This window comes from Serratia sp. GW822-FHT06D09 (assembly GCF_058799515.1).
On sequence record NZ_JBXALO010000006.1, the window covers coordinates 193,797 to 210,445 of the forward strand.

13 protein-coding genes and 1 riboswitch are annotated in these 16,649 nt (G+C 54.9%); of the genes, 7 read left to right on the plus strand and 6 right to left on the minus strand.

The features are described 5' to 3' along the window. Positions 1-46: 46 nt before the first annotated feature. Positions 47-172: riboswitch (TPP riboswitch) on the minus strand. A 37-nt stretch (positions 173-209) separates the two neighbouring features. Further along, positions 210-1,871: an HTH-type transcriptional regulator SgrR gene (sgrR, locus tag AC1RKG_RS16245; RefSeq protein ID WP_046374530.1), complete on the minus strand. Its 1,662-nt coding sequence runs from the start codon at positions 1,869-1,871 to the stop codon at positions 210-212. A gap of 90 nt (positions 1,872-1,961) precedes the next feature. Between sgrR and sgrT the strand changes: the two genes are divergently transcribed. The 3 genes from sgrT to AC1RKG_RS16260 all read left to right on the plus strand — a co-directional run bounded on the left by sgrT (position 1,962) and on the right by AC1RKG_RS16260 (position 5,114). After that, positions 1,962-2,135, plus strand: a complete 174-nt coding sequence (gene sgrT, locus AC1RKG_RS16250) for a glucose uptake inhibitor SgrT (RefSeq protein WP_020825191.1) — start codon at positions 1,962-1,964, stop codon at positions 2,133-2,135. Between the two features lie 159 nt (positions 2,136-2,294). Then, the gene (locus AC1RKG_RS16255; RefSeq protein WP_128865013.1) at positions 2,295-3,500 is read left to right on the plus strand and encodes a sugar efflux transporter; all 1,206 of its coding nucleotides are present in this window, start codon (positions 2,295-2,297) and stop codon (positions 3,498-3,500) included. A gap of 141 nt (positions 3,501-3,641) precedes the next feature. Further along, a complete protein-coding gene (locus AC1RKG_RS16260) occupies positions 3,642-5,114 on the plus strand; it encodes a DASS family sodium-coupled anion symporter (RefSeq protein WP_020825193.1) in 1,473 nt (490 codons plus the stop codon). Between the two features lie 134 nt (positions 5,115-5,248). On the opposite strand, the gene leuD is transcribed toward AC1RKG_RS16260, so the two are convergent. The 5 genes from leuD to leuL form a co-directional block, all read right to left on the minus strand. Beyond that, on the minus strand, positions 5,249-5,851 hold the full coding sequence (gene leuD, locus AC1RKG_RS16265) for a 3-isopropylmalate dehydratase small subunit (protein ID WP_020825194.1): 603 nt from the start codon (positions 5,849-5,851) through the stop codon (positions 5,249-5,251). 9 nt (positions 5,852-5,860) lie between these two features. Further along, entirely contained in the window at positions 5,861-7,261 is a 1,401-nt protein-coding gene (gene leuC, locus AC1RKG_RS16270) for a 3-isopropylmalate dehydratase large subunit (protein WP_046374527.1), read from the minus strand. A 1-nt stretch (position 7,262) separates the two neighbouring features. Beyond that, on the minus strand, positions 7,263-8,354 hold the full coding sequence (leuB, locus tag AC1RKG_RS16275) for a 3-isopropylmalate dehydrogenase (protein ID WP_041414192.1): 1,092 nt from the start codon (positions 8,352-8,354) through the stop codon (positions 7,263-7,265). Between the two features lie 2 nt (positions 8,355-8,356). Beyond that, positions 8,357-9,931, minus strand: a complete 1,575-nt coding sequence (gene leuA / locus AC1RKG_RS16280) for a 2-isopropylmalate synthase (protein ID WP_020825197.1) — start codon at positions 9,929-9,931, stop codon at positions 8,357-8,359. 89 nt (positions 9,932-10,020) lie between these two features. Continuing rightward, positions 10,021-10,104: a leu operon leader peptide gene (leuL, locus tag AC1RKG_RS16285; protein ID WP_104410921.1), complete on the minus strand. Its 84-nt coding sequence runs from the start codon at positions 10,102-10,104 to the stop codon at positions 10,021-10,023. Positions 10,105-10,785: 681 nt separating this feature from the next. On the opposite strand from leuL, the gene leuO reads away from it, so the two are divergent. From leuO to ilvN, 4 genes are all read left to right on the plus strand, one after another. After that, positions 10,786-11,733: a transcriptional regulator LeuO gene (leuO, locus tag AC1RKG_RS16290; protein ID WP_409324917.1), complete on the plus strand. Its 948-nt coding sequence runs from the start codon at positions 10,786-10,788 to the stop codon at positions 11,731-11,733. A 464-nt stretch (positions 11,734-12,197) separates the two neighbouring features. Next, positions 12,198-14,000, plus strand: coding sequence for an AMP-dependent synthetase/ligase (locus AC1RKG_RS16295; RefSeq protein WP_493183483.1), 1,803 nt, complete (start codon positions 12,198-12,200; stop codon positions 13,998-14,000). Between the two features lie 322 nt (positions 14,001-14,322). Continuing rightward, positions 14,323-16,041 (plus strand): acetolactate synthase 3 large subunit, encoded by a 1,719-nt coding sequence (gene ilvI, locus AC1RKG_RS16300; protein WP_041414196.1) that lies wholly within the window; start codon positions 14,323-14,325, stop codon positions 16,039-16,041. A gap of 2 nt (positions 16,042-16,043) precedes the next feature. Further along, positions 16,044-16,535 (plus strand): acetolactate synthase small subunit, encoded by a 492-nt coding sequence (gene ilvN, locus AC1RKG_RS16305; RefSeq protein ID WP_004932806.1) that lies wholly within the window; start codon positions 16,044-16,046, stop codon positions 16,533-16,535. The last annotated feature ends 114 nt before the right edge of the window (positions 16,536-16,649 follow it).

A 16,649-nucleotide genomic window follows, 5' to 3' on the forward strand; every position in this document is an offset into this window, starting at 1 on the left:
AAAATTTAGGGGGGCAAGGGTATCTGAGGGGGCAAGCGGCTGATGCCGGATCGCTGGGCTCAAATCCCTCCGCCGGTATTGACCGGATCAGGTTCGACGGGTTTGTTCTCAGCAAAACCGGCCGCTTGCGTTTTCATTACGCTGCTGTCGTTTCGCACCCCGTTGAGACGGCGCCATTGTAAAGACTAACGGGCGCCGGTGAAAGGTGCTTATGCTTCCGGCGGCGCAAACCAGGCGGATTTGAAATCGAACCAACCCAGAGTGTTCATTCGCACGCCGCGCATGCTGCGCTGGCCATGCAGTTGCAGCCAGTGGTGGAACAGAGGATGCAATTGATGGCCGCTGACCAGACGTTGGCAAAAGTCCGCCAGCGGCAGGGCATTGGCGCGCCACAGCGCCGCATCTTCGGACAAGTCCTCACTCATGCAGTGCTGCATCAGCGGCAGTTCATACAGGGTGGCGAACAGTGAGAACTCCAGCGGCAGGTAAAAGTTGGCGCTGCCGAGCCACAAATCGGTGCTCGCGTCGCCTTTATGCCAGGTAGCGTAATCGACAATCTGAATATTCAGCTTAATGCCGTGCTGCGCCAGCAGCGGCTCGATGGCCTGCTGAATGGCGTGGAACTCCGAGTGTTCGCTGTAGTAGGTCAGGGTCAGTTCGGTCAATCCGGCCGGTTTGGGCTGCAATGCCAGCGCGCGATTGTGGTGCCAGCGCGGCAGAATGCCGTAGGCCGGTGACCAATAGCGTTGATAAACAGGGCCGGCGTTGCTCAGGAGCGAAATAGGGTTGATCAGTTCGCATAACCAGCTGCGGATGACCGGATCGGCCGCCAGCGGAGAGCGCTGATCGAATAGCAGAAAATAGCAGCCTTCTTCCAGTCGACTTTCCAGCTCGTTTTTCCCGGTATCGTCCGCCTGGAGCTGTACGCCGGAGTGTACCAGTTCTTCGGTCACCTCTGGCAGCACCCAGATATTGACCTCGTCGATCAGTGCGCGATAGCCAAAGTAATCATCAAAGGCGTGAATTTTCATCTGGCTGCGGTGATTGCGCACCACGCTATAGGGGCCGGTACCGACCGGATGGCGCGAGAACTCCGGCAGGCTCTGCCACTCGCGCGGCAATATCATGGCGTGCACGCTGCCCAGCAGCCACGGCAACCAGTAATCGGGGCTATGCAGATGCACGTCAATCACGTAGGGCGTCGGCGACGTCACGCGTTCGATATGGGAGAACAGCGGTTGTGGCATCAACCGGCTGAGCGAACTGATGACATCTTCCATTTCCAGCTCGCGCCCATGGTGGAAATGAATGGCCGGGCGTAAATAAAAGCGCCAATGCAACGGCGTTAAAGCTTGCCAGTGATGAGAAAGATCGGATTCCAGTTCCCCGTTTTCCTCATTTATCCGCGTCAGGCCGCTGAAAATTTGCCTCGCCAAATGGGTTTCCGAGCGCCGCAGCGCCGAGCCCGGCAACAGATTGTACAGTTGCCGGTAATAGAGCACGCGCAGGATGTGTTTACCCTGACGAAAGCTGCGGCCCAGTTGGGACAGCAGCATCTGCCGCACCACATTTTTATCGCCGACCAGTTGCACCAGTTGATCGATACGATCCTGCTCCAGCAACTCCTCGGCACGCTGTTGCTGCAGCGCCAGACCGGTATAGTGAAAGGTCAGTTGCGAACGCTTGCCGCGCCCCGATTCTGCCTGCCAGGTCAGCCAGCCCTGTTGCTGCATGGCGCCCAGTAACGAACGCACGTGGCGACGCGAGCAACTGAGCACTTCGGCCAGCTCTTGTAACGTGGTTTCGGTCGGTTCGCCATGGCAGCGCTGCCACAGGCGAATGAACTGCTGTTGCAATCTGGAAGTGGACATAAAAGAGGAAGGCTCCGGCGGTAACCCATCAATTTATCTTTCCCTATATTACGCCGATAATTTTCCTCAATGAAAGGGGGAGGGCGACGGATGAAAGTTTTCTTGTCAAAACAGTTCTATCAGCGCTACTTCAGCGCAGTACGCCGGCAGCACGCTGACTGGTTGGGACTGGTACCTGAACAGGCGCGGCTGGAGATGTTGGCTCACCTGACCCAATGGGATATCGCGTCAATGACGGACAAGCAATACCGCGAGCACCTCTGAGGCTTCGGTAGCGAAAGTGTTTCTGAGTAATGGTGCTGTTCACCAGCCAGTGGGGTTATACCCACTGGTTTTTTTATTGTGGGCTGCGGGGATATTCTTGCAATTTTTTCCCCTTGGCCTAAGGTTCTGTCTTCCGCATTAAGGGCCTGAGACGAAGATATGAAACGACTGCATTGGCTGCCACGCCGCTTTAATCCCGTCTTTGCCGCTTTCCTGCTGATTGCTTTCCTTTCCGGTATTGCCGGAGCGCTATTGGCGCCGACCCTGAGCCTGTTTTTAACCACCGAGGTTAAGGTCCGGCCGCTGTGGGTGGGTCTGTTCTATACCGTTAACGCCATTGTCGGCATCGCGGTCAGTTTTCTGCTGGCCAAACGTTCGGACACGCGCGGCGATCGACGCAAGCTGATCCTGGTGTGCTGCCTGATGGCGGTCGGCAACTGCCTGCTTTTTGCCTTCAACCGCGACTATTTGACGCTGATTACGGCCGGGGTGCTGCTGTCGGCGATAGCCAACACCGCCATGCCACAGATTTTCGCACTGGCGCGGGAATATGCTGACAGCTCGGCACGTGAAGTGGTGATGTTCAGCTCGGTCATGCGTGCGCAGCTGTCGTTGGCCTGGGTGATTGGCCCGCCGCTTTCGTTTACGCTGGCGCTGAATTACGGCTTTACGGTGATGTTCGTTATTGCCGCGGCGACCTTTGCAATTTGTGCATTGCTGGTGTGGTTTACGCTGCCTTCGGTGCCGCGTGTCGCACCGGTAGAACCTGCCGATACGCTAATCGCAGCCCCTTCGGCACCGATTGCCCCAGTCAGCGCCTGGCGGAACCCGGATGTCAGGCGGTTGTTTATCGCCTCGGTGCTGATGTGGACCTGCAATACCATGTACATCATAGACATGCCGCTGTATATCACCGCCGATCTGGGCCTGCCGGAGAACCTGGCGGGGCTGCTGATGGGCACGGCGGCCGGGCTGGAGATCCCGGCGATGCTGCTGGCCGGTTATTACGTCAAGCGCTTCGGCAAACGCAATATGATGCTGTTCGCCGTGGTGGCAGGCATCCTGTTTTATGCCGGGCTGGTGGTGTTCAAGTTCAAGCTGGCGTTGATGGTATTACAGCTGTTCAATGCCATCTTTATCGGCATCATCGCCGGTATCGGCATGCTCTATTTCCAGGACCTGATGCCAGGGCGGCCCGGTGCGGCGACAACGCTGTTTACCAACAGTATTTCTACCGGGGTGATCCTGGCCGGGGTGCTGCAGGGCGCGTTGGTGGAAAACCTGGGTCATTACGCGGTGTATTGGTTGGCGGCACTGCTGGCGGTGGCGGCGTTATGGATGAGCGCCCGCGTGCGAGAAGTGTGAGTGTAAACGTCGTCAATATTGACGCATGTCATTGAGAACATTACGCCAACGGCCCAAGCTAAACGAAACCGGAGCCCGATCGCTGTGCTCCCGCCCATCTTGCTGCTGAGATGCCGATCCGTTTAGAAAAGTGGGTATGTTATGGATAAACTAACACCGCTCAAACCTGTCCCTTCCCTGTGTGCCGTCGTCGTCGCTCTGCTTATCTGGTTTGTGATCCCGGTTCCCGAAGGGGTTGCGCCCAATGCCTGGCATCTGCTGGCGCTGTTTATCGGCACTATCATCGCCATCATCGGCAAGGCAATGCCGATTGGTGCGGTTTCGATAGTGGCCATCGCACTGGTGGCCGTAACCGGTGTCACTAACCCCGGCAAACCGGGCGCGGCGCTCAATGATGCGCTCAGCGGGTTCTCCAACCAGCTGATTTGGCTGATCGGTTTTTCGATCATGATCTCGCTTAGTCTGAACAAAACCGGGCTGGGCGCGCGCATTGGCTACTACTTTATTTCGTTGTTCGGTAAGAAGACGTTGGGGATCGCCTATGCATTGACGCTGGCGGAAACCACCCTGGCGCCGGTCACCCCAAGCAATACCGCCCGAGGCGGCGGGATTATCCACCCGATCATGAAGTCAATCGCCGACAGCTTCGGCTCGCGGCCCGATCTGAACACCTCCGGTAAAATTGGCCGCTATCTGTCGCTGGTGAATTACAACATCAACCCCATCACGTCGGCGATGTTTATCACCGCGACTGCGCCTAACCCGCTGATCGTCAGCCTGATCGCCAAGGGTACGCACGGCAACTTTGAGCTTTCCTGGTCAATGTGGGCAATTGCCGCTCTGGTGCCGGGCGTGTGTTCGTTGATCGTTATGCCGCTGGTCATTTATCTGTTGTATCCACCGGAGGTGAAAAGCACCCCGGACGCGCCGCGCTTCGCTCGCGACAAGTTACAGGCTTTGGGGCCAATCACATTGCCGGAGAAAATTACTCTGGCAGTGTTTGCCTTGCTGCTGGTGCTGTGGGCGGGTATCCCGGCGATGATCTTCGGCCCGGCGCTGGCGGTTAACCCCACCACGGCCGCGCTGATTGGCCTGGCGGTGCTGTTGGCGACCGGCGTGCTGAGTTGGGAAGACGTTTTGAAGCACAAAGGGGCCTGGGATACGGTGGTGTGGTTCTCTGCGCTGGTGATGATGGCCAGTTTCCTCGGCAAGTTGGGGTTGATTAGTTGGCTGTCGCAGACCGTGGGCAGCGGTATTGATCATATGGGGATGAGCTGGGTGGGCGGCACCGTGCTGTTAACCATCATCTATCTGTATTCGCACTACTTCTTTGCCAGCACCACCGCACACGTCACCGCCATGTTTGCCGCCTTCTTTGCCGCCGGCGTTGCGCTCGGGGCGCCACCGGCGCTGTTGGGCCTGATCCTGGCGTTTTCGTCTTCTCTGATGATGTCACTGACCCACTATGGTACCGGGACGGCGCCGATCATTTTCGGTTCCGGCTATGTGACGCTGGGCGAATGGTGGAAAGCCGGTTTTGTGATGAGCGTGATTAACCTGCTGATTTGGATGTTAATTGGCGGGGCCTGGTGGAAGTGGCTGGGTTATTGGTGATACCCGTCATACTTGAAGCTGCTGCGGTGTTGGCTGCGTAAGCGCACCCCTGTCACTTAGTTCACTAAGCTCCAGGGGATTTACTTACTTGCCGCCTTGCCGCAGCTCCAATTATTTAGGGTATTAGCCGCTGATCAGTTCAGAAACGCGGGCTGCTGCGCCTCGTAGCGAGAAATATCCGCTTCGTGTTGCAGCGTCAGGCCGATGCTGTCCAATCCGTTAATCATGCAGTGGCGGCGGAAGCTGTCGATCTCAAACGGGTAGCTTTTGCCGCCGGCATTGACCGTCTGGTTCTCCAAATCGACCACGAATTCGACCCCTTCGTTGTCGGCAACCAGCTTGAACAGTTCATCAACCTGTTGTTCGCTCAAAGTAACCGGCAGCAGCTGGTTGTTGAACGAGTTGCCGTAGAAGATATCGGCGAAGCTGGGCGCTATCACCACTTTGAAACCGTAATCGGTCAGTGCCCACGGAGCGTGCTCGCGTGAGGAGCCACAGCCAAAGTTTTCGCGCGCCAGCAGGATGCTGGCACCCTTGTAGCGCGGCTTGTTCAGCACGAACTCAGGGTTTGGCTGCTGGCCGGCGTCATCGAGGAAGCGCCAGTCGTTAAACAGGTGCTGGCCGAAGCCGGTACGCGTCACTTTCTGTAAAAACTGTTTTGGAATGATGGCGTCGGTGTCGACGTTAGCCGCGTCCAGAGGCACGACCAAACCAATATGTTGAGTAAATTTAGACACGTTAGCCCCTTAGTGAATATCACGGATATCGGCGAAATGACCGGCAACGGCCGCCGCCGCCGCCATCGCCGGGCTGACCAGGTGAGTACGTCCACCGCGGCCCTGACGCCCTTCGAAGTTACGGTTGCTGGTGGATGCGCAGCGCTCACCGGGGTTCAGACGATCGTTGTTCATCGCCAGGCACATTGAGCAGCCCGGCAGACGCCATTCGAAACCGGCTTCAATAAAAATTTGATCCAGGCCTTCCGCTTCCGCTTGAGCTTTCACCGGGCCGGAGCCCGGCACCACGATCGCCTGTACGCCATTGGCAACCTTGCGGCCTTTGGCGATTGCCGCAGCCGCACGTAAATCTTCGATACGTGAGTTGGTACAAGAGCCGATAAACACTTTGTCGATCGGCACTTCGGTCAGCTTGATGCCCGGTTTGAGGTCCATATAGGCCAACGCTTTTTCTGCCGAGGCACGTTCCACCGGATCGCTGAACGATTCCGGCGCCGGGATTGCCTGATTAACGGCAATAACCTGCCCTGGGTTGGTACCCCAGGTAACCTGTGGCGCGATGTCTTCGGCGCGCAGGGTCACTACGGTATCAAATTTGGCGTCATCATCTGACTTCATGGTGCGCCAGTAGGCGACGGCCTGTTCCCAGTTGTTACCGGTTGGGGCAAACTGACGGCCTTTCAGGTATTCAAAGGTGGTGTCGTCCGGAGCCACTAACCCGGCTTTGGCGCCCATTTCGATCGCCATGTTGCACAGGGTCATACGGCCTTCCATGCTCAGCGCTTCAATCGCTTTGCCACAGAATTCCACGACGTGACCGGTACCGCCGGCGCTGCCGGTTTTGCCGATGATCGCCAGCACGATGTCCTTGGCAGTAATACCTTCGGCGGCATCACCGGTGACTTCAATCTTCATGGTTTTGGCGCGACCCTGTTTCAGGGTTTGGGTAGCCAACACATGTTCCACTTCCGAGGTACCGATACCGAAGGCCAGCGAGCCGAAGGCTCCATGCGTCGCGGTATGAGAGTCGCCGCAGACGATGGTCATGCCCGGCAGCGTCATGCCCTGCTCAGGGCCGATGACGTGTACGATGCCCTGGAAAGGGTGGTTCAGGTCATACAGCGAGACGCCGAATTCAGCACAGTTCTTGATCAGCTCCTGCATTTGAATACGCGCCATCTCGCCGCTGGCGTTGATGTCTTTGGTTTGGGTCGAGACGTTGTGGTCCATAGTGGCGAAGGTTTTGCCAGGTTGGCGCACCTTGCGGCCCATGGCGCGCAGACCGTCAAATGCCTGTGGCGAAGTGACTTCGTGCACCAGATGGCGGTCGATATACAACAGCGGCGTTTCGTTCGGCGCTTCGTACACCACGTGGGCATCGTACAGCTTCTGATATAAGGTCTTGGCCATGTTATGCCCCCTGAGCTACAAAGCGGGCGATGATGTCACCCATTTCATCGGTGCTGATGGCTTTACCGGTACCTGCCAGATCGGCGGTGCGGTAACCCTGTTCCAGCGCCTGGTTGATTGCGCGTTCTACGGCATCCGCTGCTTCAGTGGCACCCAGGCTGTAACGCAGCAGCAGGGTGGCGGACAGGATCTGGGCGATTGGGTTGGCGATGCCTTTACCCGCGATGTCCGGTGCAGAACCGCCTGCGGGCTCGTATAAACCGAAGCCTTGCTCGTTCAGGCTGGCGGACGGCAGCATGCCCATCGACCCGGTGATCATTGCGCACTCGTCGGACAGGATATCGCCGAACAGGTTGGAACACAGCAGCACGTCGAACTGCGACGGGTCTTTGATCAACTGCATGGTGGCGTTGTCGATATACATATGCGACAGCGACACATCTGGGTAATCCTTGGCGACCTGATTGACCACTTCGCGCCACAGAATCGAGCTCTGCAATACGTTGGCTTTATCAATCGAGGTCACTTTATTGCGGCGCTTGCGGGCAGATTCGAAGGCGATGCGCGCAATGCGTTCGATCTCGAAGCGATGATAGACCTCGGTGTCGAAAGCGCGCTCCTGCATACCCTGGCCTTCACGGCCTTTCGGCTGGCCGAAGTAGATACCACCGGTCAGTTCACGCACGCACAGAATATCGAAACCGCGGGCGGCGATGTCGGCCCGCAGCGGGCAGAACTCTTCCAACCCTTGATACAGGCGAGCAGGGCGCAGGTTGCTGAACAGTTTGAAGTGCTTGCGCAAGGGCAGCAAGGCACCGCGTTCAGGTTGTTCTGCCGGCGGCAAGTGCTCCCATTTCGGGCCACCTACTGAACCGAACAGGATGGCGTCGGCTTGCTCGCAACCGGCGAGGGTTGCCTGTGGCAGCGGACTGCCATGACGATCGATGGCAATACCACCGACGTCGTACTCGGCTTCGGTGATGCGGATATCAAAGCGCTGACGCACTGCGTTCAACACTTTACGCGCTTGGGCCATTACTTCCGGGCCGATTCCGTCTCCGGGCAAGACGGCAATGTGGTAGGTCTTCGTCATGTTCACACCGTTTCCTGATTATTTTGATGTTTGTTTTGCTGCAGACGCTGCTTTTCTTTTTCTACCTGCTGGGAGCGCCAAATATTATTCAGTACGTGAACCATCGCCTTGGCGGAGGATTCCACGATGTCGGTCGCCAGACCTACGCCATGGAAGCGGCGGCCGTTGTACGACACCACGATATCAACCTGGCCCAGCGCATCGCGCCCCTGGCCCTTGGCGGTTAATTGATATTTCACCAGTTCGATCGGGTAACCGGTAATACGGTTGATTGCCTGATAAACCGCATCAACCGGGCCATTGCCGGTGGCCGCTTCGGCTTTCTCTTCTTCGCCGCAGACCAGTTTCACTGAGGCGGTGGCCATAATGCTGCTGCCTGACTGCACGCTGAAGTAATCCAGGCTGAAGTGCTCTGGTTCTTCCTGCTGCTTATTAATGAAGGCCAGCGCTTCCAGGTCGTAATCGAACACCTGGCCTTTTTTGTCGGCCAGCTTCAGGAAGGCGGCGTACAGATTGTCCAGGTTGTAGTCCTGTTCCTTATAGCCCATCTCTTCCATACGGTGTTTCACCGCAGCGCGACCGGAACGGGAAGTCAGGTTCAACTGTACATCCTTCAGACCTATGGTCTGCGGGGACATGATTTCGTAGTTTTCGCGATTTTTCAGCACGCCGTCTTGGTGAATACCGGAGGAGTGGGCGAAAGCATTGGAACCGACGATCGCTTTGTTGGCCGGGATCGGCATGTTGCACAGCTGGCTGACAATCTGGCTGGTACGGAAGATTTCCTGATGATTGATGTTGGTGTGCACGTTCATGATGTCCTGGCGCACTTTGATCGCCATGATCACTTCTTCCAGCGAGGTGTTGCCTGCGCGTTCACCGATACCGTTCAAGGTCCCTTCAACCTGGCGGGCGCCAGCCTGTACTGCGGCGATGGAGTTGCCGACCGCCATGCCCAGATCGTCGTGGCAGTGGACGGAGATAATGGCTTTATCGATATTCGGTACGCGGTCATACAGGGTGGTGATAATACCGCCAAACTGGTTCGGGGTGGTGTAGCCCACGGTGTCCGGGATATTGATGGTGGTCGCGCCGGCATTGATAGCGGCTTCCACCACGCGACACAGGTTATCGATTGGCGTACGGCCGGCGTCTTCACAGGAGAATTCTACGTCGTCAGTGTAGTTACGGGCGCGTTTCACTGAGCGTATTGCCATCTCCAGCACTTCGTCGAACGAGCGCTTCAGTTTTGATTCAATATGCAGGGTCGAGGTGGCCAGGAACACGTGAATGCGGAACGCTTCGGCGACGCGCAATGCTTCGGCCGCGACGTCGATGTCTTTATCTACGCAACGTGCCAGGCCACAGACACGGCTGTTTTTAATCTGGCGAGCGATGGTTTGCACGGATTCGAAATCACCCGGTGAGGAGACAGGGAAGCCTACTTCCATGACGTCGACACCCATTCTCTCCAGCGCCATCGCTATCTGAATCTTCTCTTTCACGCTCAGGCTGGCCTGCAGCGCTTGCTCGCCATCACGCAAAGTTGTATCGAAAATAATGACTTGTTGGCTCATCGGGTGGTTCCTTATCGTGTTTATTTCACGCTAAGCGGGTAAAAAAAAACCCGCGCAGTAGCGCGGGTTTGTTATGAGGGTGGGCTGAATCAGCTCTGAACTCCGTCCACCGGCATACCGCGCAAACAAGATGCGTTAAGTAGTAGGCCTAGTAGACGGTAAGTGTGGTTCATGGCGGTTCAACTCTCTAAAATAATGTCGTTGCCTAATTTGATACGTTATTGGCTTAACTATGTCAACACCTGATTGAAAATGAGGGTACTCCTTTAGAGCCCGATTAGCGCACCCTGAGAAACAGACGATAGTTCGGAGAAAAATGACATTGTCAGAGAAAAGTTGAGGGCGGGTTTGCGGCCCAGTTAGCATAAACGAAATGAATATATATCCTCGCAATTGCTTCTGAGGGACAGTGCGTTAAAATTAAAGATGCAAAACAACGGGAGCCGTGCTAGCCAAAATTGAAGGTGGTGTTTTTGTATTGCTGGTATCAATGCTTTGCAGTGGTTTATGTTTTTTGTGAATTAGCCATAAGACTAAAGTGGCCGGTAAGTAACGGTTGCTTGATTGGGTGATGTGTTTTTAATGCGGTTTATCAGAGGAAGATGGATAATGATTTGTTACTGTAGGTTATTAAAAATAACAATTGCCGGATTTCTACCGGGAGGTGAATGATAAACCTGTTGCAAACCGGATTTTGGCTTTTAACCATGCTTATAAACAGGACGATGCTTTAGCCCGATTTTAAATGAATGGGGCGAGAGATAACTAATTCTTCTCGGTGTGATTAATACCACAATTTTGTTGTTTTAATTATGCCTGGTGAATTATCTACACAGGACTTAGTGGAGTGGGATATGTCGGAATGTAATTCAGAAATTATTATTGATAAGGATGCCGCTGATATTCATTTGCGCAGTGTCGACCTGAACTTGCTCACCGTATTCGATGCCGTGATGCAGATGCAAAACATTACCCGGGCGGCGGCCTTTTTGGGAATGTCACAACCGGCAGTCAGCAATGCGGTCGCGCGGTTGAAATTGATGTTTAACGACGAGCTGTTCGTGCGCTGTGGACGCGGTATTCAACCGACGGCGCGAGCTCGTCAGCTGTTTGGGCCCGTCAGACAGGCTTTGCAGTTGGTGCAAAATGAGCTGCCGGGCGCGGAGTTCGAACCCTTCACCAGTGAACGCGTTTTCTCCATCGCCATCTCCAGCCCGCTTGATCTGCGACTGGGTGCCGGAATAATCAATCATTTGAAGAAAGTTGCCCCGCAAACTCACTTAAAAATCAAATCCTATATAAGCAATAATATCGACAATCAATTACGCTATCAGGAAGTCGAGTTTGTGATTGGCTATGCCCGCTTTGATCCAACAGAGTTTAAAAGTGTGGCTATTTTTGACGATGAGTTAGTGTTGGTTACCGCAAGAAAACATCCCAGAATTGAAAAAGACATTACGCCTGAACAGATTATGGCTGAGCAGCATGCTGTAGTTTCGCTGGAGAGTTTTTACTCTTTTAGCCAACCTTACTATATGGAAGAGGCAATGCAGCGCCTCGTGGCTCAGCAATGCACAGATTTATACAGCGTATTGAACATGGTTTCCAATACTCACATGATTGCTATTGTTCCGGCATGGTTGGCCCGGCAACAGTCGGAAGCATTACAATTGCAGTTTGTCCCATTGCCATGGAATGAAAACAAAGTTACCTGCTACCTCTCTTGGCATGAATCGGCAGAGCGCGACAAGGGGCATCAATGGATGAAAGCCCAGCTTGGCCGGTCTGATATGCCGGAGTAAATCAGTCTATTATTACCCCCATGGTGGTAATGTCCCATTGGGGGGTAATATGTACTGGCGCTTTATTAAGAATTATCTTGGTGTTCTCTAAGGGGTTTCTTTATTTAAGCGTTCTGGATTGGTTCATTTAGAATAAGTTAGACAGTTTCATTAAAAAATATCGATATAAAATTATATACTGAAATGTTATTTATATTTGGTTTTTATCTCTGTTCCAGGGGCGGGCCTTTCGGTCTAGCATTTTGTGGCCTGGATAAAACCTTTTCCTCCCCTTTTTGTCCAACGGTGAGACGCGGTGTAATCAACCTGAGTTTTGGCTCACACTTCTACGCTGAAATCTCTTTTCCCGTTGTCTGAGAGTAGGTAGACTGCGCGAAAAAAAGTAAACACGTGTAAGCTGAGTTGTGAGGAGAGGTTATCCCACACTACGCTAACTGTTTGATTCATTTCAGGCTTAGAGCGCTATGATCAATAATCTGCTGCAATACCATTTGACTCACCGTATACAGCACCAAATTACTCACCGTGCCGATCGCACTGCTTTTCGCCAATGGTCTCCCCAGGGGGAGACCCAAATGACCTGGAAGCAGGTCGATACGCATATCAATCTCATCGCCAGTGCGCTGTTGGCATTGGGTGCCGACGTGCAGGAACGTATCGCGATTTTTGCCAATAACTGCATGGCCTGGTCGCTGGCGGATTTGGCCATTCTGCAATTACGGGGTGTGAGCGTGCCGCTGTATGCCACCAACACGCCGGCCCAGGCGGCCTTTATCATCAATGACGCCGATATCCGTATTCTGTTTGTCGGCGAGCAGGCTCAATTGGATGCCGCCATCGCGCTGCGCGGTGTGTGTCCGCAGTTGAGCCACATTATTGTATTTAATGACAGCGTCGACCTGCATGGCTGTGAGATTGCCCAACACCTGAGCACCTTTGAACGTGAAGTCGACGTAGCGGCGTTCTCATCCCAATTGCAGCAACGCATAGCCGATTGCGATCTGCGGGATCTCTTCACGCTGATCTATACCTCCGGCACCACCGGCGAACCCAAGGGTGTGATGCTGGATTATCGCAATCTGGCTGCGCAGCTTTATCTGCATGATGAGCGGCTGACGGTGAATGAAGAGGATGTGTCTCTCAGCTTCCTGCCGATGTCACACGTGTTTGAACGGGCCTGGAGCTTCTTCATCATGCACTCTGGCGCGCAAAACGTGTTCTTGCCGAATACCGATTGGGTGCGCGAAGCCATGGCGGCGGTACGTCCGACGCTGATGTGCGCGGTGCCGCGCTTTTACGAAAAAATCTTCAGCGCAGTGCATGAAAAGGTCGCGCGTGCGCCTTGGCTGCGTCGGGCGTTGTTCCATTGGGCGATTGTCTGCGGTGAGCGCAAGTTCCTGCAGGAGCGCGCCGGCAAGCCATTGGGCAAGCTGTTCGATCTTTCTCATCGCTGGGCCGATAAACTGGTGCTGAGCAAGCTGCGCGGTATCCTCGGCGGGCGTGTACGCTTCTTGCCGGCCGCGGGCGCCAAACTGGACGACAATGTCATCCTGTTTTTCCAGGCGATGGGCGTTAACATCAAATACGGCTATGGCATGACCGAAACCTGCGCCACCGTTTCCTGTTGGGAAGAGGGCAATTTCCGCTTTGGCTCGATTGGCAAGCCCTTGCCGGGGGTTGAAGTGCGTATCGGCGAGGAGAATGAAATTCAGGTGCGTGGGCCAGTGGTGATGCGTGGCTATTTCAATAAACCGCTGGAAACCGCCGCTTCCTTTACCGAGGATGGCTGGTTGAAGACCGGCGATGCCGGAGCCATGGATGAAGGCGGCAACCTGTTTATCACCGAACGCCTGAAGGATTTGATGAAAACCTCTGGCGGCAAGTACATCGCTCCGCAGATGTTGGAAGGCACGCTGGCGCAGGATCGCTTTATCGAGCAGGTGGCGATCATCGCCGATGCGCGTAAATTCGTTTCCGCCCTGATCGTGCCCAGCTTTGAATCTCTGGAAGAGTATGCGAAATCCATCAATCTGAAGTATCAGGATCGGATCGAGCTGTTGCGTCACAGCCATATTCTGGAAATGTTTGAAAGCCGCCTGCGTGAGATGCAAAAAGAGTTGGCGCGCTTTGAACAGGTAAAAAGATTTACCTTGTTGCCTGCCGCCTTCTCGATGGAGTTGGGTGAGCTGACGCCAACGTTGAAGCTACGTCGTAAGGTCATTTCACAGCGCTATCAGCGTGAAATTGACTCCATGTACCAGGATTAGATCAGCGATTGACGCCGGACGGATTGTTCGGCGAAAAAAACAGCATAATCCTTGCCTGATATAGTTCTGTAATTCCTCGCCTGATTGAAACAATGCCTAGCCCGAGCCGCTGGCGGCTAGTGCATTGTTTCTGTAAACACCTGATCTCCAGCCGCTTGGCAATAACCATTCCATTACCAAGCCTTTTTGCTGTTTGCCTGCCCAATATTCTGACGTTATGTTAATCAGTTAGAACCAATCCACAAAAACTTTGGGGCAATGCCCCACAGCAGGCGCTACGTTCCGGCGCCAGACAAGAAAAAGTAAGCCTGGAGGCAAACCCATGGAGATGTTGTCAGGAGCCGAGATGGTCGTCCGATCGTTGATCGATCAGGGCGTTAAGCACGTATTCGGATATCCGGGCGGGGCGGTACTCGATATTTACGATGCCCTGCATACGGTCGGAGGCATCGATCACATATTGGTGCGCCATGAGCAGGGCGCAGTGCATATGGCCGATGGCTATGCGCGCGCCACCGGTGAAGTCGGGGTGGTTCTGGTGACCTCAGGGCCGGGAGCGACCAATGCGATCACCGGCATTGCGACAGCCTATATGGACTCCATCCCGATGGTGGTGCTTTCCGGGCAGGTTCCCAGCTCGCTGATTGGTTACGATGCCTTCCAGGAGTGCGACATGGTCGGGATTTCTCGCCCGGTGGTCAAACACAGTTTCCTGGTGAAGCGCACCGAAGATATTCCCGGCATTTTGAAGAAAGCCTTCTACCTGGCTTCTACCGGCCGCCCAGGTCCGGTGGTGATTGATCTGCCGAAAGACATCGTTGGCCCGGCAGTAAGAATGCCCTATGCCTACCCGCAGGAAGTGAGCATGCGCTCTTATAACCCGACGGTGCAGGGCCACCGCGGGCAGATTAAACGCGCATTGCAAACTATCCTTTCGGCCAAGAAGCCCGTTATGTACGTCGGCGGCGGCGCGATTAATTCGGCCTGTGACGGTGAACTGCTGGAGCTGGCGGAAAAACTGAATTTACCGGTTACCTGCACCCTGATGGGATTGGGCGCGTTTCCCGGCACGCACCGTCAGAGCGTCGGCATGCTCGGTATGCACGGGACTTACGAAGCCAACAAAACCATGCATCACTCTGACGTGATCTTTGCCGTCGGCGTGCGCTTTGACGATCGTACCACCAACAACCTGGCGAAATATTGCCCGGATGCCACCGTACTGCATATCGATATCGACCCCACCTCAATCTCCAAGACGGTTGATGCCGATATCCCGATCGTCGGTGATGCCAAGCAGGTGTTGACCCAGATGCTGGAATTGTTGGCGCAGGAAGACAAAACGCAGGATCACGATGCGCTGCGTGATTGGTGGCAGTCTATTGAACAGTGGCGTGCGCGCGACTGCCTGGGCTACGACAAGAACAGCGGCACCATCAAGCCGCAGGCCGTGATTGAAACCCTGCATCGGTTGACCAAGGGCGACGCTTACGTCACCTCCGATGTTGGCCAGCACCAGATGTTCGCCGCACTCTACTACCCGTTCGACAAGCCACGCCGTTGGATCAACTCCGGCGGGCTGGGCACCATGGGCTTTGGTTTGCCTGCCGCGCTGGGCGTCAAGCTGGCATTGCCTGATGAAACCGTGGTGTGCGTGACCGGCGACGGCAGTATCCAGATGAATATCCAGGAGCTTTCCACCGCATTGCAGTACAACCTGCCGGTGATCGTAGTGAACCTTAATAACCGCTATCTGGGGATGGTGAAGCAGTGGCAGGACATGATCTACTCTGGTCGTCACTCCCAGTCCTATATGGATTCCCTACCGGACTTCGTCAAGCTGGCGGAGGCTTACGGTCATGTGGGCATCGCCATTCGCACGCCGGATGAACTGGAAAGTAAATTGGCGCAGGCACTGGCCGAAAAAGAGCGCCTGGTATTTGTCGATGTGACCGTCGATGAGACCGAACATGTTTACCCAATGCAGATCCGCGGTGGAAGCATGGACGAAATGTGGTTAAGCAAAACGGAGAGGACCTGATCATGCGCCGAATTTTATCTGTCTTGCTGGAAAACGAATCCGGTGCGTTATCGCGTGTGGTGGGTTTGTTCTCTCAGCGTGGTTACAACATCGAAAGCCTGACGGTCGCGCCGACCGACGACCCTACGTTGTCGCGTATGACGATCCAAACCGTTGGCGATGAGAAGGTGCTGGAGCAGATCGAAAAGCAATTGCATAAGCTGGTGGACGTGCTGCGCGTCAGTGAATTGGTGCAGGGCGCACACGTCGAGCGAGAAATCATGCTGGTGAAGCTGCAGGCCAGCGGTTACGGGCGTGAGGAAGTGAAGCGTTGTGCCGATATTTTCCGCGGTCAGATCGTTGACGTTACCGCTACGCTGTACACCGTTCAACTGGCCGGCACCAGCGATAAGCTGGATGCATTCCTGAGTGCGGTGCGTGAAGTTGCCGAAATTGTTGAAGTGGCGCGTTCCGGCGTGGTCGGCGTATCGCGCGGCGATAAAATCATGCGCTGAGGGGTGAGATTGGCGTAATCTGAGGGCGCGGCCAGGCTGCGCCCTTTGTTTTTCGGCGTTTTTTGCCCGTTTGCTGGCACCTTTCGGCAAAAGCGGTTGCTAGGCAGAGTTTTC